Origin of the sequence: Delftia sp. GW456-R20 (assembly GCF_001622915.1) — a bacterium.
Taxonomy (GTDB): domain Bacteria; phylum Pseudomonadota; class Gammaproteobacteria; order Burkholderiales; family Burkholderiaceae_C; genus Comamonas; species Comamonas acidovorans.
The window spans coordinates 1,834,656-1,860,394 of sequence record NZ_LWCN01000004.1 but is presented as its reverse complement, the minus strand read 5'-3'; the positions used below and the strand labels follow the sequence as shown (position 1 = coordinate 1,860,394).

Annotated in this window: 22 protein-coding genes; 7 read left to right on the top strand and 15 right to left on the bottom strand. The window is 67.7% G+C overall.

The window, feature by feature from the left end; genetic code table 11:
• Positions 1 to 11: 11 nt before the first annotated feature.
• From A4F85_RS13595 to hemC, 6 genes are all read right to left on the bottom strand, one after another.
• Positions 12 to 584 (bottom strand): YceI family protein, encoded by a 573-nt coding sequence (locus tag A4F85_RS13595; RefSeq protein ID WP_034391259.1) that lies wholly within the window; start codon positions 582 to 584, stop codon positions 12 to 14.
• A gap of 91 nt (positions 585 to 675) precedes the next feature.
• On the bottom strand, positions 676 to 1,269 hold the full coding sequence (locus tag A4F85_RS13590; protein ID WP_063326881.1) for a cytochrome b: 594 nt from the start codon (positions 1,267 to 1,269) through the stop codon (positions 676 to 678).
• A 237-nt stretch (positions 1,270 to 1,506) separates the two neighbouring features.
• A complete protein-coding gene (locus tag A4F85_RS13585) occupies positions 1,507 to 2,814 on the bottom strand; it encodes a heme biosynthesis HemY N-terminal domain-containing protein (RefSeq protein WP_012204152.1) in 1,308 nt (435 codons plus the stop codon).
• Between the two features lie 19 nt (positions 2,815 to 2,833).
• A complete protein-coding gene (locus A4F85_RS13580; protein WP_063326880.1) occupies positions 2,834 to 3,976 on the bottom strand; it encodes a uroporphyrinogen-III C-methyltransferase in 1,143 nt (380 codons plus the stop codon).
• On the bottom strand, positions 3,973 to 4,782 hold the full coding sequence (locus tag A4F85_RS13575; protein ID WP_063326879.1) for a uroporphyrinogen-III synthase: 810 nt from the start codon (positions 4,780 to 4,782) through the stop codon (positions 3,973 to 3,975). The genes A4F85_RS13580 and A4F85_RS13575 overlap by 4 nt, the downstream gene beginning before the upstream one ends.
• Positions 4,783 to 4,795: 13 nt before the next feature.
• Positions 4,796 to 5,734 carry a hydroxymethylbilane synthase gene (gene hemC, locus A4F85_RS13570; protein ID WP_013803628.1) on the bottom strand — a complete coding sequence of 313 codons (939 nt, stop codon included), beginning with the start codon at positions 5,732 to 5,734 and terminating at the stop codon, positions 4,796 to 4,798.
• Positions 5,735 to 5,846: 112 nt separating this feature from the next.
• Here hemC and ppc point away from each other — a divergent pair, with 112 nt between their 5' ends.
• Both ppc and A4F85_RS13560 read left to right on the top strand, forming a co-directional pair.
• Positions 5,847 to 8,696 (top strand): phosphoenolpyruvate carboxylase, encoded by a 2,850-nt coding sequence (ppc, locus tag A4F85_RS13565; protein WP_013803627.1) that lies wholly within the window; start codon positions 5,847 to 5,849, stop codon positions 8,694 to 8,696.
• Between the two features lie 102 nt (positions 8,697 to 8,798).
• On the top strand, positions 8,799 to 10,907 hold the full coding sequence (locus A4F85_RS13560) for a PTS sugar transporter subunit IIC/EAL domain-containing protein (RefSeq protein ID WP_063326878.1): 2,109 nt from the start codon (positions 8,799 to 8,801) through the stop codon (positions 10,905 to 10,907).
• 51 nt (positions 10,908 to 10,958) lie between these two features.
• On the opposite strand, the gene flhC is transcribed toward A4F85_RS13560, so the two are convergent.
• The 5 genes from flhC to A4F85_RS13535 form a co-directional block, all read right to left on the bottom strand.
• Positions 10,959 to 11,501, bottom strand: coding sequence for a flagellar transcriptional regulator FlhC (flhC, locus tag A4F85_RS13555; protein WP_012204158.1), 543 nt, complete (start codon positions 11,499 to 11,501; stop codon positions 10,959 to 10,961).
• A 27-nt stretch (positions 11,502 to 11,528) separates the two neighbouring features.
• Positions 11,529 to 11,855, bottom strand: a complete 327-nt coding sequence (gene flhD, locus A4F85_RS13550; RefSeq protein WP_012204159.1) for a flagellar transcriptional regulator FlhD — start codon at positions 11,853 to 11,855, stop codon at positions 11,529 to 11,531.
• Positions 11,856 to 12,175: 320 nt separating this feature from the next.
• Positions 12,176 to 13,090 carry a sulfurtransferase gene (locus A4F85_RS13545; RefSeq protein ID WP_063326877.1) on the bottom strand — a complete coding sequence of 305 codons (915 nt, stop codon included), beginning with the start codon at positions 13,088 to 13,090 and terminating at the stop codon, positions 12,176 to 12,178.
• 94 nt (positions 13,091 to 13,184) lie between these two features.
• Positions 13,185 to 14,090: a DMT family transporter gene (locus A4F85_RS13540; RefSeq protein WP_063326876.1), complete on the bottom strand. Its 906-nt coding sequence runs from the start codon at positions 14,088 to 14,090 to the stop codon at positions 13,185 to 13,187.
• A gap of 337 nt (positions 14,091 to 14,427) precedes the next feature.
• On the bottom strand, positions 14,428 to 15,567 hold the full coding sequence (locus tag A4F85_RS13535) for an aromatic ring-hydroxylating oxygenase subunit alpha (RefSeq protein WP_063326875.1): 1,140 nt from the start codon (positions 15,565 to 15,567) through the stop codon (positions 14,428 to 14,430).
• A gap of 340 nt (positions 15,568 to 15,907) precedes the next feature.
• Here A4F85_RS13535 and xseB point away from each other — a divergent pair, with 340 nt between their 5' ends.
• From xseB to A4F85_RS13510, 5 genes are all read left to right on the top strand, one after another.
• Positions 15,908 to 16,144 carry an exodeoxyribonuclease VII small subunit gene (gene xseB / locus A4F85_RS13530; protein ID WP_012204163.1) on the top strand — a complete coding sequence of 79 codons (237 nt, stop codon included), beginning with the start codon at positions 15,908 to 15,910 and terminating at the stop codon, positions 16,142 to 16,144.
• 8 nt (positions 16,145 to 16,152) lie between these two features.
• Entirely contained in the window at positions 16,153 to 17,103 is a 951-nt protein-coding gene (locus tag A4F85_RS13525; protein WP_063327978.1) for a polyprenyl synthetase family protein, read from the top strand.
• A 39-nt stretch (positions 17,104 to 17,142) separates the two neighbouring features.
• Positions 17,143 to 19,023, top strand: coding sequence for a 1-deoxy-D-xylulose-5-phosphate synthase (dxs, locus tag A4F85_RS13520; protein WP_034391284.1), 1,881 nt, complete (start codon positions 17,143 to 17,145; stop codon positions 19,021 to 19,023).
• 190 nt (positions 19,024 to 19,213) lie between these two features.
• Entirely contained in the window at positions 19,214 to 20,308 is a 1,095-nt protein-coding gene (gene dctP, locus A4F85_RS13515; protein ID WP_013803621.1) for a TRAP transporter substrate-binding protein DctP, read from the top strand.
• A 159-nt stretch (positions 20,309 to 20,467) separates the two neighbouring features.
• Entirely contained in the window at positions 20,468 to 21,547 is a 1,080-nt protein-coding gene (locus A4F85_RS13510; protein ID WP_013803620.1) for a TRAP transporter substrate-binding protein, read from the top strand.
• Between the two features lie 83 nt (positions 21,548 to 21,630).
• On the opposite strand, the gene A4F85_RS13505 is transcribed toward A4F85_RS13510, so the two are convergent.
• From A4F85_RS13505 to A4F85_RS13490, 4 genes are all read right to left on the bottom strand, one after another.
• On the bottom strand, positions 21,631 to 22,092 hold the full coding sequence (locus A4F85_RS13505) for a hypothetical protein (RefSeq protein ID WP_013803619.1): 462 nt from the start codon (positions 22,090 to 22,092) through the stop codon (positions 21,631 to 21,633).
• Complete coding sequence (locus tag A4F85_RS13500) at positions 22,089 to 23,651, bottom strand: TRAP transporter large permease (protein WP_013803618.1); 1,563 nt, start codon at positions 23,649 to 23,651, stop codon at positions 22,089 to 22,091. The genes A4F85_RS13505 and A4F85_RS13500 overlap by 4 nt, the downstream gene beginning before the upstream one ends.
• Positions 23,652 to 23,693: 42 nt before the next feature.
• Positions 23,694 to 24,233, bottom strand: a complete 540-nt coding sequence (locus tag A4F85_RS13495) for a TRAP transporter small permease subunit (protein WP_013803617.1) — start codon at positions 24,231 to 24,233, stop codon at positions 23,694 to 23,696.
• Between the two features lie 322 nt (positions 24,234 to 24,555).
• Positions 24,556 to 25,722 carry a helix-turn-helix domain-containing protein gene (locus A4F85_RS13490; protein ID WP_063326874.1) on the bottom strand — a complete coding sequence of 389 codons (1,167 nt, stop codon included), beginning with the start codon at positions 25,720 to 25,722 and terminating at the stop codon, positions 24,556 to 24,558.
• Between the last annotated feature and the right edge of the window lie 17 nt (positions 25,723 to 25,739).

The window sequence follows — 25,739 nt, the reverse complement described above, 5'->3', positions numbered from 1 at the left end:
AGGGACGCGGCTTACAGCTTGCCCACGCCGGTCAGTGCCAGCTTGAACTGCACCTGCACCTCGTCGGCCACCATGGAGGTATCGCCCCATTCGCCTTCGCCGATCTTGAATTGCAGGCGCTTGAGCGGCAGCGTGCCGGTGGCCGTGGTCGTGGTGCCGGACTGGGCCAGTTGCACGGGAATGCTCACGTTCTGGACCTGGCCCTTGATGCTGAGCTTGCCGTCCACCTGGTACTTGCCGCCGCCCAGCGCCTTGACGGCGGTGGAGTCGAACACGGCCTGCGGGAATTTGGCGACATTGAACCAGTCCGCCTTGGGCAGTTCGGCGTCGGTTTCCTTGGCACCCATGGTGGCGCTGCCGGTGTCCACGGTGAAGCGGATCTTGCTGGTGTCGGGCTTGGCCGTGTCGAACTGGACCTGGGCATCGAACTTCTTGAAGTGGCCCTGCAGGGGCACGCCCATCTGCTTGGCCGTGAAGTTCACGGCGCTCTGGGCGGGGACGAGCTTTTGCTCGGCCAGTGCCGCTTGGGAAGCCAGGGCCGCAGCGGCCAGGGCGATGGTGGTCAGCGTGGAGGAAAAGCGCATGGCGAGACTCCTAGGGGTCGGGAAGGTCCGGTCAGGGGTGGCTGGGGCCGGATGGACACCGGCCCTGGCTGGCGAGAGGTTGGCGAAAGGTTCAGGCGCGGCCCGGCAGCATGCGGGAGATCAGGCCGTCGCGGTCGATGAACTGGTGCTTGAGGGCGGCGCCCACATGCATGGCAATCAGCACGACCAGGGCCCAGGCCGCCCAGCCGTGCAGGGGCTTGAGGGTTTCCGCCAGTTCGGGGCTGGCGCTCACGAAGTCAGGCAGGGGCAGCATGCCGAGGAAGACGATTGGAAAGCCGGCCGCCGAGCTGTAGGCCCAGCCCAGCAGGGGCACGGCGAAGAACAGCAGGTACATGGCGTGGTGGGTGCCGTTGTGGGCCCAGTGCTGCCATTGCGGCATGGCACGGGCCACGGCGGGCGGCAGCTCGGGCGGGCGGTGGGTGACGCGCCAGAGCAGGCGCAGCAGACTCAGCGTCAAAAGCGTGACGCCCAGCCACTTGTGCCAGTTGTACAGCTTCAGGCGCGAGGGGGAGAACGGCAGGCCGGTCATGTACCAGCCCAGGCCCAGGGCGGCGATCAGGCCCAGTGCCAGCACCCAGTGGGCGGCCATGGCCACGCCGGTATAGCGCGTGGCTCTGGAGGAGGATTTTGCTGGCGCGTTGGCGCGGGCTGAGGACTCTGTCATGGATGGCGGCAGGCTTTGGAACCGTTCAGGGCCCCTGTGAAGGGGCCCTGGATGGCAAAAAGGGTGCGGTGCGCTCTGCGAGAACTTCGTGCACTGCGGACAACGTGCAGTGTAGGAAGCGGCAAATCCAAAAGAGTTCAGCGGTATTGACGGCTCAATTCAAAAAAGATGAAGGCCGCACCACCGGTGGTACCCGCAGTACCCGCAGCACCCGCGTTACGCGCGGGCTGCACGAGTTCAGGGCCGGGCGGGATCGGCGGGCAGCATGACCACGGCCTGCGCCGCCTGCTTCCATGCGGCTGCGGCTGCGTCGGCATCGCCCCGGTGCTCGGCCATCAGGGCCAGGCGCTGCCAGGCACGGGTGCGCAGTGCGCTTTCCTGCAGATGGGGCGCAGCGCGCAGCAGCAGTTGCTGGGCCTTGCCCCAGAGCTGACGCTGCACGCAGGCCATGCCGGCCAGGTACTGCAGGCGGGGTTCGCGCGGATGGCTGTTGGTGGCCGCCTCGATGCGTGCCAGCCAGGTGCCGTCCAGCCCGTCCAGGCAGGGCTCCAGCACCTGGACCAAGCGCGGCAGATGCGATTCGCTGCGCGGGCCGGCATGGGACAGCAGGCGTTCCCACACGGGCAGCAGCCAGGCGCGGGCCTGCGCGGCCTCGCCGCCCAGGGCCATGAGGCGCGATGCGGCCGGCAGCGCGATCTCGGGCATGGCACGTTCCTCACCGTCCAGCGACAGCCAGAAGTGCTGCAGCTGCGTGGTGTCGCGTGCCTCGTTGATGCTCTCCAGCACCAGGCCACGCACCACGCTGGCGGCGGCCGCAGGCGAGAAGGCGCGGTGCTTGGCCAGCAGGCGCGCCGTGTCCAGCGCCGTCGATGTCTGGCCTGCCAGGCGCGAGGCCTTCAGGCGGATGCGCAGCGCGATCGTGCGGCGTGCCGCGCCCTGGGGCAGTTCGGCCAGGCGGCGCAGCGCATCAGCTGCGTCGCGGTCGTCCAGGGCCCAGCGCGCGGCGCGCATCTGGGCGCCTTCGCGCATTTCCTGCTCCTGGGCATTGCCCTGGGCCGGTGCATTGGCCAGGACTTCGCGCCAGTGGTGGTCGCGCTGCGGGCTGTCCTGCAGGGCGTGGGAGGCATCGGCGGCCACCATGTGGGCGGCCGCACGCAGCCGCGTGCCGTGTGGCACGGCGGCATGGGCCTCGGCCAGGGATTCCTCCATCGCCAGCGCTGCCAGTGCCGACTTGCGTGCGCGCAGGAAGCGGCCGGCCTGCTGGTGCGACAGGGCTTCCAGCAGGCTGTGGTGCATGGCGCGCTCTTTTTGCTGGCTGCGCCAGCGCCGTGCCTGGTGCGGCATCTGCAGCAGCGCGGCCAGGGCGCGCAGCGCGGCATACAGCAGCACGAAGGCCAGCACGATGATGGCAATGGCCAGGTTCAGGGACAGGTCCAGCCGGTAGGGCGCCCAGAACAGGGTCACCGTGCCCTGGTTGGAGCCCGCGAACAATGCGGCCGCAACGGCCATGCCGAACAAACCGATCAACCACAGTGCAGCGCGCATTCGTCTGTCTCCCGGCTGCTCAGCGGCCTGCGGCGGCTGTTGCCAGCGCCGCCAGGGTTTCCTGCAGCGCCGGCTGTTCGGTGGTGCGCAGATTGGCCTGGATCTGCTGCAGCTGGGCCTGCACGATCTGGGTGCGGCGCGCGGCAGGATCGAAGTATTTGTTCACGGCCATGCCCGAGGCGGCCAGGTCGGCACGCGCCGCATCCCACTGGCGCGACAGCAGGGCCAGGCGCGAGTTCAGCAGCTTGAGCTTGAGGTTCTCGCGCAGGAAATAGGCCTGCTCGGGCGCCAGCAAGATGGCATCCGGGTGGTCGATGCGGCTGACGCGCAGCAGGTCCTGGGCCTCTTCGCGCACGGCCGTCCAGCCGCGCTCACCCCAGGACTGCCACCAGCTCCACTCGGTGGGGCTGCCCTCGATGGGGGCGGGCTCGGGCTGGCGGGCCGTCTGGCCGGCCACGCCGCGATGGCGGCTGGCGCGTGGCTGGGCCACGGCGTTGAGCAGGGGCATCTCGTCGACCAGGCGCACCAGATCCTCGATGCGGGTGAGCAGGCCGGCCGTGTCGGTCACGCTCATGCGGGCCAGCCGCTCCAGGTCGCGGTCCAGCGCCCGCATCACGGGAGCCAGACGGGGCTGTGCGGCGCGCTCTATGCGCTGGCGGGCGTTCTTGAGCGTGGCCACCAGCGGCTGCAGGCTGCCGGACAGCTCGGCCTGCTGCTGGGCCAGGCGGATGGAGGAATCTATGTCCACCACCAGGTTCTCGTCGCGCGAGCGCGACATGCTTTGCAGGAGTTCGTCGAGCTGCGTGCGCTGCAGCGACAGCTCGGCAATGCGCGCCTCCATGACCGAGGTGCGCGCCGCGCTGTCGCGGGCCAGGTCCTGGGCATCGCGCGCCAGGGTGCGGGCCTCGACCGACTGGGAGCCGGACTGCGCGGACTGGCGGGCCAATTGTTCCTGGATATTGCCCAGGCGTTGCCAGAGCATGCCGCAGGCAATGAGCGCCGCCACGGCCACGGCGCCCACGCCCAGGACCAGGGCAGAGGAGCCGCTGCGCAGGTCTGCAGCGGGGCTGCTTTGGGCGGAGCCGGCAGCGAATGCTGCGGCGGAGGCTGGGGGCGTCAGGTCCTGCGGGGTGGGGCGGTCTTGCGCTGCGTCGGAACTCATGGCGTCGATTCTATCGACGCAACCACGTCCTCCAGAGCCGGCCGACATTGCTTGACATATCCGAATCCCAGTTGCTTGGCCTGGGCGGCGATTCGCTCGTGCGTAGCAAGCGCTCGCGCCTTTTGCCACGATTGGCCCGGCAAGAGCTGTTGCAGGTTGGCAACGGATTCGGCGCTGCTGAGCAGCCAGAGCGAGCCATCTTCGGCCGCCTGGCGTGCCAGTGCCGTCTGGGCTGCATCCCAGGCAGGCAGTTCGCGCTGGTAGACGGCCAGCATTTCGACCTGGGCACCTGCCTCGCGCAGTCGGGCGGCCAGCCAATCGCGGCCGGCGCCTGCCGTGGCCGGCACGGTCCTGGGCGCTCCTGCCTGGCTGTCGCCGCGCACGATGAGCACGCGGTCGCCCGCATGGATCTGGTCATGCACGCGCTGCCATAGCGTTTCGGATTCGAACTGGGCGGCGTCCGGTGGCGGGCCGTCGATCTGTGCTGGCGCAATGCCCAGGGCCAGCAGCGCCTGGGCCGTGCCGGGGCCGGGCGTCCAGGCGCGGGTGGAGGCCGCAAGCCGTGCGGGGTCGGTGCCGAAGAAATGCTGGACGGCATTGCCGCTGACGAACATCACGGCGCGGTAGCCTGGGCCTTCGCGCAGCGCGTTGCGGGCGGCCTGCAAGGCCTGTTGCGTGGCCGCATCGCGGCAGGGGCCTATGGCCATCAGCGCCAGCGGCTGGGCCGGCAGGCCCCGGGCCTGCAGCGCATCCACCCACGCGGCTGCGTCATGGGCCGGGCGGGTGACGAGTATGCGCGGTGGCATGTGGGCGTGCCGTCTAGAGCTTGGGGGCCGGTTGGGCGCCGGCCGCCTGCAGCAGCGCAGCCACGTGCTGGCCCAGCGCGTCGGCGCTGGCGAAGTCGGTGACGGTGGCGTCGGCGTGCACCTGCACCAGCGGCAGCCGGCCTTCCGGGTCTCCCCAGGCCGCGTCCAGGCGCAGTTGCTGGCCGTCGAATGTGCCGTGCGCCGCCAGCGGCATGGAGCAGCTGCCGCCCATGCAGCGGCTGACGGCGCGCTCGGCGGTCACGGTCAGCCAGGTGGTCTGGTGGGCCAGCGGGGCCAGCGCGTCGATCAGGTCCTGGCGGTCGGCGCGCACCTCGATGCCCAGCGCGCCCTGGCCTGCGGCCGGCAGCATGCCGGTGGGCTCGAACCTGGCGCGGATGCGGTCGGCCAGGCCCAGGCGCATCAGGCCTGCGGCGGCCAGCACGATGGCGTCGTAGTGGCCTTCGTCCAGCTTGCGCAGGCGGGTGTTCACGTTGCCGCGCAGCGGCTCTATCTTCAGGTCGGGGCGCAGGGCCTGCAGCAGTGCCTGGCGGCGCAGGCTCGATGTGCCGACGACGGCGCCCTGCGGCAGCTCGGCCAGCGTGGCGTAGCGATTGGAGACAAAAGCGTCGCGCGGGTCTTCGCGCTCCATCACGCAGGCCAGCACAAAGCCTTCGGGCAGCTCCATGGGCACGTCCTTGAGCGAGTGCACGGCGATGTGGGCGCGTCCTTCTTCCAGCGCCACTTCCAGCTCCTTGACGAACAGGCCCTTGCCGCCGACCTTGGACAGCGTGCGGTCCAGGATCTGGTCGCCCTTGGTGGTCATGCCCAGCAATTCCACTTCATGCCCCCGGGCGCGCAGCAGCGCCTGGACATGCTCGGCCTGCCACAGTGCCAGCTGGCTCTCGCGCGTGGCGATCACGATGGAGTGGGGGAGAAGTGGTTTGGTGTTCATCAGGTGCCTCGGGGGGAGCGCGGGATGCTAGCATGCTGCGCCGCAGTAAACCCGGCACCAGGACCGAAGCCCAAGCAAACCGATACGCTGACCGATTCCAGGAGATTCGTTGATGGCCACCGCCCCCCGCAAGAGCAATGCGCGAGATGACAGGCGTGATGACAAGCCTGTCCGCAAGACGGACAAGGACCTGCCGCTGATCGAGGACATACGCCTGCTGGGGCGCATTCTGGGCGATGTGATCCGCGAGCAGGAAGGCGTGGCGGCCTTCGAGCTGATCGAGCAGGTGCGCCAGCTGTCGGTGACCTTCCGCCGCGATGCCGACGAGACCGCCGACCGCGCGCTCAAGCGCCTGCTCAAGGGCCTGACGACGGACCAGACGGTGAGCGTGATCCGCGCCTTCACCTATTTCAGCCATCTGGCCAACCTGGCCGAGGACCGCCACCACATCCGCCGCCGCGCCGTGCACGAGCGCGCGGGCAACACCCAGGAAGGCAGCATCGAAGTGGCGCTGGCGCGCCTGCGCTGGGCCGGCATCTCGGCCGGTACCGTGGCGCAGACGCTGGCCAAGAGCTATGTGGCACCCGTGCTCACGGCCCACCCCACGGAAGTGCAGCGCCAGAGCATTCTGGTGGCCGAGCGCGACATCTCCCAACTGCTGGCCGCGCGCGAGGACATCGTGGCCCGCGCCCAGCTGTACAACAGCGCCAAGGACGCGCTCACCCCGCGCGAGCTGGAACGCAACGAGGCCCAGCTGCGCGCCCGTGTCAGCCAGCTGTGGCAGACGCGCCTGCTGCGCTACTCCAAGCTCACCGTGGCCGACGAGATCGAAAACGCGCTGTCCTACTACGAAGCCACCTTTCTGCGCGAGATCCCCAAGCTGTATGCGCAACTGGAGCAGGAGCTGGGCAACACCCTGCCCGTGCACAGCTTCCTGCGCATGGGCCACTGGATCGGCGGCGACCGTGACGGCAACCCCAATGTCACGGCCCAGAGCCTGGAGCTGGCGCTGTCGCGCCAGGCCGACGTGGCCCTGCGCCACTATCTTCGCGAGGTGCACTACCTGGGCGGCGAGCTGTCGCTGTCACAGCGCCTGACCGATGTGTCCACCGAGATGCAGGCGCTGGCAGAGCGCTCGCCCGACACCAACGAGCACCGCTCCGACGAGCCCTACCGCCGCGCGCTCACCGGCATCTACGCGCGCCTGGCGGCCACGCTCAAGGGCCTGACGGGCGGCGAGGCCGCGCGCCACGCCGTGGCGCCGCAGAACGCCTATGCCTCGCCCGAGGAGTTCCTGGCCGACCTGCGCGTCATCGATGATTCCCTGAGCCGCAACCACGGCGAGGTGCTGGCGCCCCAGCGTCTGCGGCCGCTGATGCGCGCCGTGCAGGTCTTCGGTTTCCACCTGGCCACGGTGGACCTGCGCCAAAGCTCGGACAAGCATGAGGAAGTGGTGGCCGAGCTGCTGGCTGCCGCGCGCCTGGAGCCCGACTACTCGGGCCTGCAGGAAGATGCCAAGTGCGCCCTGCTGGTGCGCCTGCTGGAAGAGGCGCGGCCGCTGCGCGTGGTGGGCGCCGACTATTCCGAGCATGCGCGCGGCGAACTGGCCATCTTCGAGACCGCGCGCCGCCTGCGCGCGGCCCTGGGCGCCGAGGCCATACGCCACTGCATCATCAGCCACACCGAATCGGTCAGCGACCTGCTGGAAGTGCTGCTGCTGCAAAAGGAGGCCGGGCTGCTGCGCGGCACGCTGGACGACGGCGCCATCTGCGATGTGATCGTCGTGCCGCTGTTCGAGACCATTGGCGACCTGCGCAGCGCCTCGCCCATCATGCGCCGCTACTTCCAGCTGCCCGGCGTCGCGGCCATGGTGCAGCGCAGCGGCGGCGAGCAGGACATCATGCTGGGCTACAGCGACAGCAACAAGGACGGCGGCATCTTCACCAGCAACTGGGAGCTGTACCGCGCCGAGATCTCGCTGGTCGAGCTGTTCGACGAGCTGGCCGACAGCCATGGCATCAGCCTGCGCATGTTCCATGGCCGCGGCGGCACGGTGGGCCGGGGCGGCGGCCCCAGCTACCAGGCCATCCTGGCCCAGCCTCCGGGCACGGTGCGTGGCCAGATCCGCCTCACCGAGCAGGGCGAGGTGATCGCCTCCAAGTACGCCAACCCCGAGATCGGCCGGCGCAACCTGGAGACCCTGGTGGCCGCCACGCTGGAGGCCACGCTGCTGCAGCCGACCAAGCCGGCCACGCGCGCCTTCCTGGATGCGGCGGCCTTCCTGTCCGACGCCAGCATGGGCGCCTACCGCGCCCTGGTGTACGAGACCCCCGGCTTCACCAGCTACTTCTTCAGCAGCACGCCCATCCGCGAGATTGCCGAGCTGAATATCGGCTCGCGCCCGGCCTCGCGCAAGCCCTCGCAGAAGATCGAGGACCTGCGCGCCATTCCCTGGGGCTTCAGCTGGGGCCAGTGCCGGCTCACGCTGCCGGGCTGGTACGGCTTTGGCGCCGCGGTCAAGGCCTTCATCGACCAGCCGGGCAAGGATGGCAAGGCCCAGCTGGCCCTGCTGCAGAAGATGTACCGCCAGTGGCCGTTCTTCCGTACCCTGCTGTCCAACATGGACATGGTGCTGGCCAAGAGCGACCTGAACCTGGCCTCGCGCTATGCCGACCTGGTGCCGGATGCGCGCCTGCGCCGCCGTATCTTCAGCGCCATCGAGGCCGAGTGGCACAGCACCGTCGATGCGCTGGCACGCATCACGGGCGACAAGCAGCGCCTGGCCCACAACGAAGCGCTGGCGCGCTCCATACGCCATCGCTTCCCCTACATCGATCCGCTGCACCATCTGCAGGTGGAGCTGGTGCGCCGCTGGCGCGCAGGCCAGACTGATGAGCGCATCAAGACCGGCATCCACCTGTCCATCAACGGCATCGCGGCCGGGGTGCGCAACACGGGCTGATCCTGCTCTCTGGAGGCCGCAACAGCCCTTTGCGGCCGGCGTTGTACGATGTGCTCCGGACAGGAGCGCCTGACTTCTGCCGGGAAGAAAAGGGTGGGAGCCATGGGCAACAAGACGTCACGGGCCGGCTTTCCGGACGTGCAACTGTTCCTGACACAGCGCCTGGCCAGGCTGGCCGGCGCCAACTCCATGCGGGCCATACGCGAGGGCCTGCTCTGGCTGGTTCCCTGTCTGCTGGTCTCGGCCCTGTTCCTCATCCTGTCGGCGCTGGCGCAGATGTCCGGCCAGCCCGAACCCGTGGTGCGGGTGCTTGCGGGCCTGCACGCGGAGATCGGCAGCATCCTGCCGCTGCTGGTGGCCGCGTCCATCGGCTACATGCTCTCCATACGCCACCGGCTGCCGCGCCTGCCGGTGACCTTTCTGTGCTTCGCGCATGTGCAGATGGCCATCTATCTGCTGAGCGAGCACCCGCGCGCGGCAGCCACCCTGGTGCTGTTCATCTCCATCGCCTCCCCCCTGATCACCGTGCCCCTGATGGCGCGCCTGAGCCGGCTGCGCTGGACGCGCATCGCGCGCACCGGCTTCGTGAGCGAGAACGTGCGCGAGGTTATGAACCTCGTCGTTCCCGGCGCCCTTGTCGCCGTGCTGCTCGTGCTGCTGCTGCTGGGCCTGCAACAGGTGCTGCCGGATATCACGCGGGCCGAACTGCCGCTGGCCATCGCGGGCCCCGAGAACCCCTACCGCAGCGGGCTGACGCTGGCACTGCTCAATTCCGTGCTCTGGTTCTTCGGCGTCCAGGGCTACTACGCCATGCAGCCCTTCTTCCAGGTGCTGGACCAGGCGGTGGTGGCCAATGCCGCCGCCGTGGCGCAGGGGCTGCAGGCGCCCTGGGCGCTCAGCGGCGGGCTGATGGGCTCCTTCGTCTTCATCGGCGGCTCCGGTGCAACGCTGTCGCTGGCGCTGGCCGTGCTGCTGTTTTGCCGGGGGCGGGGCCTGCGCGTGCTGGCGCTGGCGGCGCTGCCCATCTCCTTGCTCAACGTCAACGAGATCCTGCTGTTCGGGCTGCCGATCATCCTGAACCTGCGCCTGCTCGTGCCGTTTCTCGCGGTACCCGCCATCAACCTGGTCGTGGCCGTCACGGTGGTGCAGGCCGGCTGGGTGGCACCGGCCTCCATGGTGCTGCCGCTGACTGCGCCCGTGGTCTTCAATGCCTATGTGAGCACGGGCGGGGACATGGCGGCCGTGGTGCTGCAACTGGCATTGACGGCCCTGGGGGCGCTGATCTATGCGCCCTACGTGCGGGCCATCGACCGGCTGGGCCAGGACGACGGTGCCATCGTGCTGCACGCGCTGGACACCACGTTCTCGCGCCTGCCCGAAGAGGCCGGCCTGATCGTGCGCGATCCGCTGGTGCAGGCGCACCAGGCGCAGGCCCGGCGCGAGACCATGCTGGCGCATATCCGTCGCATCAGCGAGTACGAGTTCCACCTGGAATTCCAGCCCCAGGTCTCGCACCGCAGCGGCCTGTGCCTGGGCTGCGAGGCCCTGCTGCGCGCGCGGGACGCGCAGGGCCGCTTGCAGCAGCCCGGCAGTTTCCTGCGCTGGCTGGCCGATGCGGGGCTGATGCGCGAGGTGGACCTGTGGGTGGCGGGCGCTGCCGTGCGCCAGAGCCGGCACTGGCGCCAGGAGGGCTTTGCCATGCCGATCAGCATCAATGTGTCGGGTGCCACGTTGACCTCGCCCGAGCACTGCTCGCGCCTGATGCTGCTGCTGGCCCAGGCCAGGGGGCAGGTCGGCGTGGAGATCACGGAGGAAGAAATGGTGGGCGACGTGGAGGCGATCCGCCGCGCCATAGGGCAGATCCATGCGCTGGGCGCCAAGGTGTCCATCGATGACTTCGGCACCGGCTTCTCGTCCATGAGCTACCTGCACCAGTTCGATGTGGATGCCATCAAGATCGACCGCAGCTTCGTCGTGGCCAGCGGCCATGCCAAGGGCGAGCTGGTGCTGGACGGCCTGCTGCGCTTTTGCGAGGCGCTGCAGCTGAACGTGGTGGCCGAGGGCGTGGAGACCGAGGCGCAGTTGCAGGCCCTGGGCTTCGAGGGCGATCTGCTGGTGCAGGGCTGGTACTTCAGCCGCGCCCTGCCAGGCGAGAAACTGCCGCAGTTCGCCAGGGACTGCGCCGCCAGGGCAGGCGGCGGGACGGTCTAGATTCCTGGATTCCTGTGGCGGCATCGCGGGTGCGATGCGCAGTGCAGATCATCAGTGCAGCATCAGCGAGCCGGCGCTCTTGCTCTTGCCGGCGCGTGCGGGCGGATTGCACAGGCCGCACTGGTAGTGGCGCTCGTTCTCGTAGGGCTCGGTCACGAACTGGCCCTTGCACACCGTGCACTGGGTACGGGTCAGCATCTGCGCGTCGACGAACTTCACCAGGCGCCATGCGCGGGTGAAGGACAGCAGCGCTTCCAGCTCGGCGGCCTGGATCTGCTCGGTATAGAGACGGTAGGCCTTGGTCAGTTGTTCAACGGCATCCAGCTCGGCGCCCTTGGACAGGTATTCGTAGATATTCAGGAACAGCGAACTGTGGATGTTCTCCTGCCAGGTCAGGAACCAGTCGGTCGAGAACGGCAGCTGGCCCTTGGAAGGCGACTTGCCTGCGATCTCCTTGTACAGGCGGATCAGGCGCTCGTAGGACAGCGTGGTCTCGGATTCGAGCACCTGCATGCGTGCACCCATCTCGATGAGCATGGCGGCGCGCTCGATCTGCTTGGACTCGTTCAGGACACTTTTGGCGGGGGTGGACATGGCGGGCTCCAGAGTTCTTCAGGCGGATCAGAGGACTTCGGAGACGCGGCTGGCCATCAGGATGTTGGCGTGCAGCGTGTTGGTCGCACCGTTGCCGATCTTGTTGCTGCTGTGGTTGGTCAGCAAGCTCCAGACCATTTCGTCGTCCACCCGGAAGCTGGCGAGCAAGGTGTTGCGCGAGGCCAGCTTCAGCACCTGGGCTGCCGACAGTGCGGCCAGCAGGTCGCACGATTCTTCGTTCAGTCCCAGGCGGAACACCGCTTCGGCCTTGTCCTGGCGGATCAGGGTCTGGGCCAGCATCAGGTAAGTGAGGTTGGCTTCGCGGATTTCGGCAAGCAGCTGTTCATTGTTCATAGGACCATCCTTTGCATCTCGGCAGCCGCAACGCCCGGGTAGAAACAAGATGTTCAACCTGTTGCGATCTGTTGAGATGGATTGTGGAGGAGGGCCCTTCGCCGTTGAAGTCGGGGCAGGTCTGCGCTGGATGTCTGGTTGTGAGACGGCGTTTGTAAGATTTACCTTACATCTGTAGCAAGGTTTGGATGACTCGATTTCGCTCGGGCCCCGCCGTCTGGGGGCTTGGGAGCAGGCCGCTGCAGTGGTGTAGTTGCATGTCGGCCTTTTGACACAGTGCTGTCATTGTGCAGCCTCCCCAAGGGGAGGCATAAGCCGAATTAGCCGCGCTCCACCGGCCTCTTCGGGTCACTGCACCACTCGCTCCAGCTGCCCGCGAACAGCCTTGCAGGCGGCAGCCCCGCAATGCGCATGGCCAGCAGGTTGGGCAGCGCGCTCACGCCGCTGCCGCACTGGTGCACCACGCTGGAAGGATCGCGGCCTGCCAGCAGCTGTTCGAACTCCGCGCGCAGCAGGGCGGCAGGCTTGAAGCGGCCGTCGGCAGCGATGTTCTCGGTGAAGGGCCGGTTGAGCGCGCCCGGGATGTGGCCGGCCACAGGGTCCAGCGGCTCGACCTCCCCGCGGTAGCGGGCCGGGGCGCGGGCATCGACCACGGTCTGGCCTGCGCTGCCCAGTGCATCGAGCACCTGCTGCGCCGTTGCCAGTTGCTGCAGCGGCTCGCGCAGCTCGAAGTTGGACTGGAAGCGCGCGCTTTCCTCGCCCGATGCCACGGGCTGGCCTGCGGCCTGCCAGGCCTGGAGGCCTCCGTCGAGCACGGCCACATCGCCATGGCCGGCCCATTGCAGCATCCACCACAGGCGCCCGCAGTAGTTGGCGCCGTTGCGGTCATAGACCACGGCCTGCATGTCGTTGGAAAAACCGATGCTGGACAGCCACACGGCAAAGCGTTCGCGGTTGGGCAGCGGGTGGCGGCCGCCTGAGGCGGCCTGCTCGCTGGCCGCCACGCTGCCATGGGCGCCGGGCACGCCATGCTTGGCACTGAGGTCATGGTCCAGATCGGCGAAGACGGCGCCTGGAACATGGGCCTGCAGGTACTGGGCCTTGCCGGCCGCAGGCTGGGTCAGGTCGAAGCTGCAGTCGAAGACCATCAGCGGACGGGCGCTGGCCTGCAGCGCGGCCAGCTCCTGGACGGAGATCAGGGTCTGGTGGGTCTGGTAGGTGGTGTTGGAAGTCATGGATGCGGAACTCCGAAGGCCTGTGCAGGCGGTGGTGCGCCTGCGGCAAAAAGATCCGATCCATTATGCGACGGCCCCATGCGGGCCGGCGGCGTCAGCCGCGCGAACGCAGGGCCGTGGCCAGGGCGCCGCTGGCCACGATCAGGCCAATGCCGGCCCAGCCGATCAGCGGCACGCTTTCGCCGAACATCGCCAGGCTCAGCAGGGCCGCGAAGACGATGCCCGAATACTGCAGGTTGGCCACGACCAGGGTGTTGCGGCTGTTGCTGGCCGAGGCGTAGGCCGCCGTCATGCAGACCTGGGCCACGGCGGCAAGCACGCCCACGGGCAGCAGCCACAACGCGCGCCAGCCCGGCCAGACGGACACGCCCGTGAAGCACATGGCCAGGGCGCCGGCCACGGCCGAGCCCAGTGCGAAGTAGAAGACCACGCGCGCCTCGGGCTCACCCATGCGCGACAGCGTGGCCACCTGCATATAGGCCATGGCGGCGAACACCCCGCCGATCAGGCCGCCCGCGCTGGCCACGAATTCCTGCGGCGCCGCGCTGGGGCGCAGCACCAGGATCACGCCCACGAAGCCCAGGGCCACGGTGGCGACCAGGCTCCAGGGAAACGGCGGCAGCGCGCGCAGCGCATGCGATTCGGGTTGGCGGCGCAGCTGGTGGCGCAGCAGCAGGCCCTGGCCGATCAGAAAGACCGCCATCCAGATGCTGCTCATGGAGTTGAACGTGGCCGCCGTGGCCAGCGGCAGATGGCCGATGGAGTAGAACCAGGCGCCCATGGAAGTCACGCCCACGAAGCTGCGCCAGGCATGCTCGCGCGGGTAGCGCGTGGCCAGCGAGATGCCCTGGTGGCGCGCCAGCCACCACAGCGCCACCATGCTGACCAGTCCGCGGTAGAAGACGATTTCCGCCGCGTTGAAATCCTGGGAGGCGAACTTCACACACACACTCATGACCGCAAAGACGAATGCGGCCGCCACCATCCACAGGGCTTGCATATAAATGACCGGATAGAGCCGCACAAGGACCGCGGCGCTGGACGAGAAAAGGGTTGGGTTTTGTTTTTGGCGCATGCCGCCTGGCTGCGTACGGCCCAGGGCCGTGGCAGGGACACGCGCAAGGAACTGTATTGCATAAGCCAAGACATTGGACTTGCCTCGGGATGCATTGCCGCCGCCAGCCCTGCCCATTGGGCACATCAGGGCGCTTGCATTCAGAGGAGCTGGGCAGCAGGCCTGCCGTTCAATGCAGACGACCCAATGCAAGCGGCCCGATGCAGACCGCCCAATGCAGACGGCCCGCACGAATGCGGGCCGTCGGGAGAGCCGGAGCAGATCAGCGTGCGGGGACTGCGTCACCCATCACGCCGCGATACCACTCATGGAAGTGCTGCATGCCGTCTTCCATGGGGCTCTGGTAGGGGCCGACCTCGTTGTCGCCGCGCTCATACAGTGCCCTGCGGCCGGCGTCCATGCGCTCGCCGATCTCGTCGTCCTCGATGCAGGTCTCCATGTAGGCGGCCTTTTGCGCCTGCACGAATTCGGGCTCGAAGGCCGCGATCTCTTCGGGGTAGTAGAACTCGACCACGTTCAGCGTCCGGTCCACCGCCAGCGGGTGCAGGGTCGAGACCGTGAGCACGTGCGGATACCACTCCACCATGATGTGGGGGTAGTAGGTCAGCCAGATCGCGCCGCGTTCGGGTAGCTCGCCGTTGCGGTAGGCCAGCAGCACGTCGTGCCACTTCCTGTAGGTGTCCGAGCCGGGCTGGGCAAAGCCGGGCGCCACGCCCACGGTCTGCACCGAGTACTCCTTGGCAAACTCCCACTGCAGGTCGTCGCAGGTCACGAAGTTGCCCAGGCCCGGGTGGAAGGGGCCCACGTGGTAGTCCTCGAGGTAGACCTCGATGAAGGTCTTCCAGTTGTAGTTGCACTCGTGCATCTCGACATGGTCGAGCACGAAGCCCTCGAAGCTCAGCTGCTCGCGCAGCTTCATGCCGGCGAGGTCGGCCTCGATGTCGCGGCCGTTGTCCTCGAACAGCAGGCCGTTCCACTCGCGCAGCCGGTAGTTGTTCAGGTTCAGGCAGGGATCGTGGCTGAAGTGCGGTGCGCCCAGCAGCTCGCCGCTGGTGCTGTAGGTCCAGCGGTGCAGCGGGCAGACGATGTTGCCCCCCGCATGGCCCTTGCCTTCGGTCATCAGATTGCCCCGGCCCTTGAGCATCACGGCCTGGCGGTGGCGGCAGACGTTGGAGATCAACTCCACCTGCCCCCTGGCATTGCGCACCAGCGCACGGCCTTCCTTTTCCTGGGGCAGGGCGTAGTAGTCGCCTATCTCGGGAACGGCCAGTTGGTGGCCCACGTAGCGCGGGCCGCGTTGAAAGATGGTCTCCAACTCGCGCTGGAACAACGCAGGGTCGAAGTAACTGGAAACTGGTAGTTGGCTTGCGGCCTGCTGCAGTTGAAGACTTAAATCAGACATGGGTGACCTGACCTAAAGACTCCCCACAGGGAGGGTGCGCGTGCGCACGGGATTGGAAAAAGCAAAACCGGCCGTTCCTGGACATGGAGGCAGGCTTCACGACGTGAAAAGAAGCGGCGCCCGAGGCGCTGTCTCTTGTCGATGAGCCCGACCGTATGCCCAGGCAAAGGGCCGGTTTGACGGGGAATGGGATTATAGCCCGTGGGGTTATTTCCGGATGCCCGGTACGTGTATTGCGCGCGCCGGATGCCGCCTGTCAAGGGCTGTCCGGTTATTGGCGGCACGGTCATGGAGGGGCGCCTAGAATCGTCGGTTCCCCACAACGCACCGCCATCGCACCATGCCCAAGGCTGCTCCCAAGGCTCTTGCCGAGCCCACCAGTTACGAATCCGCGCTGCAGGAGCTGGAGCAGCTCATCGCGCAGATCGAGTCGGGCCAGCTGCCTCTGGAGCAGATGCTGACAGGCTACCAGCGCGCGGCGCAGCTGCTCGGCTATTGCCGCGGCCAGCTCGACGCGGTGCAGGAACAGGTCAAGGTGCTTGACGAGGGGACGCTGGCCCCGTGGAGCCAGGATTGAAGATTGCCATGAGTGCCGTGATGACTTGCGCTTCCGATGTTTCCCAGCCGACCGGCCCCGGCGCGCTGGATTTCCCCTGCTGGATGACCGATCGCCTGGCGCGCACCGAAAGCGCGCTGTCGCAATGGGTGGGCGTGGATGCGCCTGCGGGCCTGGGCGAGGCCATGCGCTACGCCGTGCTCGATGGCGGCAAGCGCCTGCGCCCGCTGCTGGTCTGGGCCGCCGCGGAGGCCGTCGATGGCCTGCAGCCCGCGGCCGTGCGTGCCGGCTGCGCGGTGGAGCTGATCCATGCCTATTCGCTGGTGCACGACGACATGCCCTGCATGGACAACGACGTGCTGCGCCGTGGCAAGCCCACGGTGCATGTGCAGTTCGGCGAAGCCTCGGCCCTGCTGGCTGGCGATGCGCTGCAGGCGCTGGCCTTCGAGCTGCTCGTTCCCGAGCCCGATCAGGCCGGCAGCATGCCTGACGCCCTGCAGGCGCGGCTGTGCCGGCTGCTGGGCCGTGCCGCAGGCGCGCAGGGCATGGCCGGTGGCCAGGCCATCGACCTGGCCAGCGTGGGCCTGCAACTGAGCGAGGCCCAGCTGCGCGAGATGCACCGCCTCAAGACCGGCGCCCTGCTGCATGCCAGCGTGCTCATGGGCGCGGCCTGCAAGGAGGGCGTGGATGCCCAGGCCTGGCAGGCGCTGTCCGACTACGGGCAGGCGCTGGGCGTGGCCTTCCAGGTGGTGGATGACATCCTCGACGTGGTGGCCGACTCGGCCACCCTGGGCAAGACGGCCGGCAAGGACGCGGCCAACGACAAGCCGACCTACGTCTCGCTGCTGGGCCTGGACCAGGCCCGCGCCCATGCCGACGAGCTGTGCGCCCTGGCGCACGCGGCGCTGGCGCGCAGCGGCCTGCCGGACACGCGGGCCCTGGCGGCACTGGCCGACATGGTCGTGAGCCGCACCCACTGACAATACGGACCGCGGCCTTGCCGCTCCAAGATACCTAGCATGACCACGAACACCTACTCCCTGCTGCAGACCATCGACGATCCCGCGGATCTGAGGCGTCTGTCGCGTGCCGAACTCAAGACCCTGGCCCAGCAACTGCGTGCCTATGTGCTCGACAGCGTCTCCAAGACCGGCGGGCATCTGAGTTCCAACCTGGGCACGGTGGAGCTGACGGTGGCGCTGCATGCGGTGTTCGACACGCCCTACGACCGCGTGGTCTGGGACGTGGGCCACCAGACCTATCCGCACAAGATCCTCACGGGCCGGCGCGAGCGCATGGCCTCGCTGCGCCAGTTCGGCGGCCTGTCGGGCTTTCCGCAGCGCGCCGAGAGCCCGTACGACACCTTCGGCACGGCGCACTCCTCCACCAGCATCTCGGCCGCCCTGGGCATGGCCCTGGCTGCCAAGCAAAAGGGCGAGGACCGCCGCGCCATCGCCGTCATCGGCGACGGCGCCATGACGGCTGGCATGGCTTTCGAGGCGCTGAACAACGCCGGCGTGACCGATGCCAACCTGCTGGTCATCCTCAACGACAACGACATGAGCATCAGCCCGCCCGTGGGCGCGCTCAACCGCTACCTGGCCCAGCTCATGAGCGGGCAGTTCTACGCCAAGGCGCGCGACATGGGCAAGAGCGTGCTCAAACAGGTGCCTCCGCTGCTGGAGCTGGCCAAGCGGCTGGAGCAGCAGGCCAAGGGCATGGTCGTGCCGGCCACGCTGTTCGAGAACTTCGGCTTCAACTACATCGGCCCCATCGACGGGCATGACCTCGATTCGCTGATCCCCACGCTGGAGAACATCAAGAGCCTCAAGGGCCCGCAGTTCCTGCACGTGGTCACCAAGAAGGGCCAGGGCTACAAGCTGGCCGAGGCCGATCCCGTGGCCTACCACGGCCCCGGCAAGTTCGATCCCAGCGTGGGCCTGGTCAAGCCGGCCACGCCCCCGAAGCAGACCTTCACCCAGGTCTTCGGCCATTGGCTGTGCGACATGGCGGACAAGGACCAGCGCCTGGTGGGCATCACCCCCGCCATGCGCGAGGGCTCGGGCATGGTGGAATTCCACAAGCGCTTTCCGGGCCGCTACTACGACGTGGGCATTGCCGAGCAGCATGCGGTCACCTTCGCGGCCGGCATGGCCTGCGAGGGCCTCAAGCCCGTGGTCGCCATCTATTCGACCTTCCTGCAGCGCGGCTACGACCAGTTGATCCACGACGTGGCGCTGCAAAAGCTGCCCGTGGTCTTTGCGCTGGACCGCGCGGGCCTGGTCGGCGCCGATGGCGCCACGCACGCAGGTGCGTATGACATCGCCTTCGTGCGCTGCATTCCGCACATGAGCATGGCCTGCCCGGCCGACGAGCGCGAATGCCGCCAGCTGCTCACCACCGCCTACGAGCAGGACCATCCCGTGGCCGTGCGCTACCCGCGTGGGGCGGGCGTGGGTGTGGCCCCACTGGAGAGCCTGGAGGGCCTGCCCTTCGGCAAGGGCGAGGTGCGCCGCGAGTCTGCCAAGAAGCAGGTCGCCATCCTGGCCTTCGGCACCCTGCTGTACCCGGCCCTGGCCGCGGCCGAGGCGCTGGACGCCACCGTGGTCAACATGCGCTGGGCCAAGCCGCTGGACGAGGAACTGCTGCGCCAGGTGGCCTCCACGCACGAGCTCATCGTCACCGTGGAAGAGGGCTGCATCATGGGCGGCGCAGGCAGCGCCGTGGCCGAGTCGCTGCAGGCCGCCGGCATCACGCGCCAGCTGCTGCAGCTGGGCCTGCCCGACGAGTTCATCGAGCACGGCGATCCCGCCAAGCTGCTGGCCCTGCAGGGCCTGGATGCGGCGGGCATCGAGGCCTCGGTGCGCGCCCATCTGGCACCCGAGCGCGCGGTAGCCTGAGCAGGGCTGGCGCCCCGCAAGCTTTCCGTCAGATGCGCCGCAGGCCGCGCCAGCTGGCGCCGGGCGGCCTGCGGGAGCCTCTTCAGGCGCGCTGCGGGACCGTTGGCAGGGCTGGCGCCTGCTACAGTAGCGAACGCACGTGCAGACGTGCGTTTTTTTTGCTGAAAAAGGCCATCAGGGAGAGCCATCCATGGACCGTCGCTCACTCATCAAACATGCAGGCATGGCCGGCGTGCTGGCAGCGGCGGCCGCACCCGCAGTCCACGCGCAGGATGCGGCGGCAGGCACGGTGCGCTGGCGGCTGGCTGCGAGCTTTCCCAAGTCGCTGGACACCATCCTGGGCTCGGCCGAGACCTTTGCGCGCACGCTCAAGGCCTTGTCTGCCGGGCGGTTCGAGGTCAGCGTGCACCCGGCCGGCGAGCTGATGCCGGCCTTCGGCGTCGTCGATGGCATACAGAACGGCACCGTGGAGATGGCGCTGACGGCACCCTACTACTTCACCGACAAGGACTACATCTTCGCGCTGGGCTGCGCCATTCCCTTCGGCCTGACCGCGCGCCAGATGGACGCCTGGATGGAGCACGGCGGCGGCCGCAAGCTCATGGACGACTTCTATGCCCAGTACGGCATCAAGAGCCTGAGCGCGGGCAACACCGGCACGCAGATGGGCGGCTGGTTCCGCAAGGAGATCAAGACCCTGTCCGATCTCAAGGGCCTGCGCATGCGCCTAGGCGGCGGCCTGTTTGGCGACACCATGCACAAGCTGGGCGTGGTCGCCCACAACATTCCCGTGGGCGACACCTACCAGGCACTGGAGAAGGGCACACTGGACGCGGCCGAATTCGTCGGCCCCTACGATGACCAGAAGCTGGGCTTCAGCAAGGTCGCCCCCTACTACTACTACCCGGGCTGGTGGGAGGGTGGCGCCGAGCTGTCCTTCTTCATCAGCACCAAGGCCTATGCGTCGCTGCTGCCCGAGTTCCGCGCCATGGTCGATGCCGCTGCCGCCGTGGCCGCGCGCGAGATGACCTCGCGCTATGTGGCGCTGAATCCTGGGGCCCTCAAGAAGCTGCTGGGCGACAAGGTCCAGCTGCGCGCCTTTCCCAAGGATTTCATGGATGCGGGCTTCAAGGCCTCCATGGAAGTGCTGGCCGAGAACGACGCCAAGTCACCCCAGTTCAAGAAGATCCACCACAGCCTGCGCAGCTTCCAGCGCGACCAGCTGCTGTGGGACCGTTTTTCCGAATTCCGCTACAGCAGCTACATGAGCGTGGTGCGGCTGTGAGCGCGAGAGTTGCGGGCGTTTCGTAGGTAGAAGTTCCTAGAAGGCACAGCCCATTTGGGGGCGGTGCCTGCCCTCTCCTCATGTACATTTTCAGGCGGTCATACAAGCTGACACAGATTGGCAGCCCGCCCAGAAATTCCGTTCATCAAGGAGAGTGAAGTGGATCGTCGTTCCATCCTCAAAAACGCCGGTATCGCCGGCATCCTGGCTGCTGGTGCAGCCCCCGCCGTGCATGCGCAAGCGGCGATCCGCTGGCGCCTGGCATCGAGCTTCCCCAAGTCCCTGGACACCATCTACGGCACGGCGGAAGTCTTCTCCAAGAAGGTTAGCGAAGCCACCAGCGGCAAGTTCCAGATCTCGGTGCACGCAGGCGGCGAACTGATGCCGGCCTTCGGCGTGGTGGACGGCGTGCAGAGCGCGGCCGTGGAAATGGCCCACACCGCTCCCTACTACTTCTACGGCAAGGACCCTACCTTCTGCCTGGGCTGCGCTGTTCCCTTCGGCCTGAACGCCCGCCAGATGAACGCATGGATGTACGAGGGCAACGGCCTCAAGCTCATGCGCGAGTTCTACGCCAAGTACAACATCATCAACCTGCCCGGCGGCAACACGGGCGCGCAGATGGGCGGCTGGTTTCGCAAGGAAATCAAGTCGGTCGCCGACCTCAAGGGCCTGAAGTTCCGCACCAACCCGTTTGCGGGCAAGGTGCTGGAGCCCTTCGGTGTGATCCCCCAGTCCATCCCCGGCGCCGACCTCTATCCCGCGCTGGAAAAGGGCACGATCGACGCGCTGGAATGGGTGGGTCCCTATGACGACCAGAAGCTGGGCTTCAACAAGGTCGCGCCCTTCTACTACTACCCCGGCTGGTGGGAAGGCGGTCCGCAGCTGGACTTCTACATCAACACCAAGGCCTGGGAAGGCCTGCCGGCCGAATACAAGGCCGTGGTGGAGGCTGCCGCCTCGCACGCCCACGTGACCATGCTGGCCAAGTACGACGCCAAGAACCCCGTTGCCATCAAGCAGCTGGTGGGCTCGGGCACCAAGCTGCGCCCGTTCACGCAGGACGTGATGACGGCCGCCTTCAAGTCGGCCCAGCAGATCTATGCCGACCTGAACAACACCAATCCCGAGTGGAAGAAGGTCTACACCGACTACGCCAAGTTCCTGGCCGACCAGAACGCCTGGTTCCGCTTCACCGAAGGCACCTTCGACCGCTTCATGCAGCAACAGAAGCTGTGAGCGCAGGCAGGCCGCAAGGCCTGCTGCGCGACAAAAAAGCCCCGCTGGCGCAATACCAGCGGGGCTTTTTCTTTGGCGCGGCTTCAGGTTTGTGCCGCTGCGGGCTGCATGCCTTGCTGCACTACGGCTTCGCCGAAGGCGACCAGCAGGCGCGGGTCGGCCGAATGCATCCAGGCGATGGAGCCGTTGCGCCTTCGCACCAGCATGCGCGGCGCCACCAAGCCCTGCAGCCAGGGCCAGTGCACGATCTTGAAGGTGGCCACCTCGCGCGCCTGCACGCGCTTGTCCCAGAGCCAGGTCTGGGTCAGCTCGCCGTCCTGGTATCGGGTGCGGCTGAAGACCATCCACCAGCCCACCCAGGCGATGAGCACGGCGGCCAGCGCATAGGTGCTCAGGCTGGCGAACGACCATTGCGCATCGCTCAATGCGGGCGCCGACCAGGCAGCGAAGGCCGCCAGTGCAAGCACGATGGCCACGGCCATCACGCGCACCAGCGGAGGGTAGGCGGCGCTTTCCAGCGCCGCAGTGGACGGCTCCTGCGTCATTGCGCGGGCGCTGCCGGTTCAGCCGGAGCCGGTGCAGCATCGGGCGCTGCGGGCGTGTCAGCGGGTGGCGTATCGGCGGGCGGTGTATCTGCGGACGCGCCGAACGGATTGTCCAGGTCGATGCTGCCGCCCTGCGGCTGCATGTCGGCCGGCATCTCCAGCTGGACCTTGTCCAGGTCCACGACCACCTCCTTGTCGAGGAAGACGGTCACGGTCTGCGGGAAGAAGATCACGATGGCCACCAGGATCAGCTGCATCACCACCCAGGGAATGGAGCCCATGTAGATGTCGCTGGACTTGACGGGCCGGTCAATGCGCTTTTCCTTGAACAGCGTGTCCGAGATGCCGCGCAGGTAGAACAGCGCAAAGCCGAAGGGCGGGTGCATGAACGAGGTCTGCATGTTCACGCACAGCAGCACGCCGAACCAGACCAGATCGATCCCCAGCTTGTGCGCCACCGGGCCCAGCAGGGGCAAGATGATGAAGGCGATCTCGAAGAAGTCCAGGAAGAACGCCAGGAAGAAGATGAAGATGTTCACCACGATCAGGAAGCCGATCTGGCCGCCCGGCAGGTCGGTGAGCATGTGCTCGATCCAGATGGCGCCGTCCACGCCCTGGAACACCAGCGAGAACACGCGCGAGCCGATCAGGATGAAGACCACCATGGCCGTCAGGCGCATGGTGCCGTCCATGGCCTCCTTGAGCAGCTGCCAGTTCAGGCGCTTGTGGATGGCCGCCAGGATCAACGAGCCCACAGCGCCCATGGCGCCGGCTTCGGTGGGCGTGGCGATGGCATGGTCCATGAAGGGCAGGCCGCCCATGGAGCCCAGCACCGCAAAGATCAGGATGGCCGAGGGAATGATGCCGCGCAGGCACTTGCCCCACAGCGCCCAGCCGTGCAGCGTGCGTGCCGTGCGGGGCAGGCCGGGCACGTACTCGGGGCGGATGCGGCCCAGGATGAAGGTGTAGATGGCGAAGATCAGCACCTGCAGGATGGCCGGGCCCCAGGCGCCCTTGTACATGTCACCCACCGAGCGGCCGAGCTGGTCGGCCATGACGATCAGCACCAGCGAGGGCGGCACCAGCTGCGTGATGGTGCCCGAGGCCGCCAGCACGCCCGTTGCGTAGCGCATGTTGTAGCCATAGCGCATCATCACCGGCAGCGAGATCATGGCCATGGCGATCACCTGGCCGGCCACGGTGCCCGTGATGGCGCCCAGGATGAAGCCCACGATGATGACCGAGTAGCCCAGGCCGCCGCGCACGGGGCCGAACAGCTGACCCATGGAGTCGAGCATGTCCTCGGCCAGGCCGCATTTCTCCAGCACCGCGCCCATCAGTGTGAAGAAGGGGATGGCCAGCAGCAGGTCATTGGAGAGGATGCCGAACATGTTGATCGGCAGGGTGGACATGAAGTTGGCGGGGAACCAACCCATTTCGATGGCGAAGAAGCCGCTGAACAGGCCCAGCGCCGCGAGCGAAAACGCGACGGGGAAGCCGATCAGCATGATCACGATCAGCCCCGTGAACATGATCGGGGCAAAGTTTTCCATGTGCATTCTGGTGTCGTCCTGGAGAAGTCGGTGGGAGCGGGGCCGGGGTTACTGAACCGGCTTCTCGTAGTGCGTCGTCATCGCGTAGCTGCCGTTGAGATAGGCAACGCGCTTGATGATCTCGGCCACGCCCTGCAGGAACATGGCGCCAAAGCCCAGGGGTAGCAGCAGGCCGGCGGGCCAGCGGATCAGACCGCCGATGTTTCCGGACATCTCCTTGGTCACGAACATGTTCCAGAAGAAGGGCCAGGTCAGCCAGGTGAGCAGGCCCATCACCGGCAGCAGGAAGAAGATCAGGCCGAACAGGTCCACGAAGACCGGCCCCTTGCCGCGCAGCTTGCCGTAGATGATGTCCACGCGCACATGCTCGTTGAGCTTGAGCACCAGCGGCGCGCCCAGCATCACCGTGGTGCCGAACAGGTACCACTGGATCTCCAGCCAGGCGTTGGAGCTCATGTCCAGCCCGTAGCGCGTGACCGCATTGCCTGCGGAGATCAGTGCGGCAGCGAGCACGGCCCAGCCCGCGACCTTGCTGAGTTTGGTGGATACCCAGTCCATGCCCATGGCGAATTTGAGGAGTCCTGACACGCTTGCTCTCCTTGTATGAACAAAAAAATAGGCCCGCTGGGGCCGATGGCTAGATGGAGAGGCTTGCGCCCGCGGGAGCGGTGGAACGTGCCGGGCGTGCCGGTGCCTGGCTTGCGCCGTGGGACTGGGGTGTTGTGCATAGAGCCTGCATGGTGTCTCCAAAGGATAGGCTGTGGGGTCCTTCAAGCGGCGGCCTGTAGGCCTGTGCGCTGCGCTCTTGTCGGCGCCTGGACCGGAAAGCCTGGATTTTACGAAGACCCGCCAGGGTTCGCGGCCGTATCCACCCCCTAAGAAATCGGTAGGAACCCCAGTAAACCGGCCTTCAGGGCGGTGAAACCGGCTTGCGGGCCCCCAGTTTGCGGTACAGCGTGGCGCGGCTGATGCCCAGCGCGCGGGCGGCCCGGGTCACATTGCCCTGGGCGTCCTGCAGGGCCTGCTCGATCAGCACGCCCTCGCTGGCGCGCAGCGTGCTGGGCTGGGCGGCGGTGGCCAGCGCTGCCGTGCCCAGCGCAGGCAGCAGCTGGCGCAGCTGGGGGCCGGGCTGCACCAGGGCCTGCAGCCGCAGGCCCGACCACAGCGGCAGGCGCAGCGGCTCGTTGGGGCGCTGGCGCGCATGGTCCACCAGCGCCGTCCAGGGCATGGCCAGCAGTTCGCTGCAGTGCAGCGGCTGGCCCGGCAGCGACAGCGGCTGGGGCACGAGCTGGCGGGCCAGGGTATTGCTGCCCGCCACATGCCCTTCGGCGTCCACGGCCAGCAGGCCTTCGCCCTCCTGGCCCAGCGGCCCGCCGGGCCAGTTCAGGTGCAGCAGCAGGGCATGGGGCAGGGCGCGCAGCAGCCGGTCCTCGATGGCGCGGGCGCAGCGCAGCGCCAGGTGCATGAGTTCGGGCCGCTCCGGCACGTCCACGCCCGTGATGTCCAGCATGCCCAGGCAGCGGCCGTCCGGGCCGGACAGCGGCGCACCCGCGCAGCTGTAGTGGCGGTTGGCCTCGAAGAAATGCTCTGCCCGGTGCAGCCAGACGGGGCTGTGCTCGGCCAGGGCCGCGCCAATGGCCGTGGTGCCCACGCCCTGCTCGGACAGGTCCACGCCCACGCGGGCGATGGCCTGCACGCGGATGTCGCTGCGCTCCAGCGGCCCCTGCACCTCCAGCACCGTGCCGCGTGCATCGGTCAGCAGGCTGAAGTAGTGCATGGCGCCCACGGCACCCACCAGCTGGGCCATCACGGGGCGCGCGGCCTGCAGCAGCAGCTCATGGCCATCACGGGTCTGGCGCAGCGCATGCGGCCCCAATGCTTCGTAGACCACGCGCTCGTCCGGGCGCCGGCCTGCCGCCAGGCAGCGCTGCCAGGAGCGCCACAGCCAGGGTGCGATGCCGGGCGGTGAGCCGGCCAGCACCTGATCGCCGAAAGCCAGGCCGCGGGCCCGGGCGACCTGCTGGTGGCGCGGATCGGCGGGGCAGGGCTGCGCGGCGTCGGGGCTCAGGGCGAACATGGGGCGGGAACTCCTGT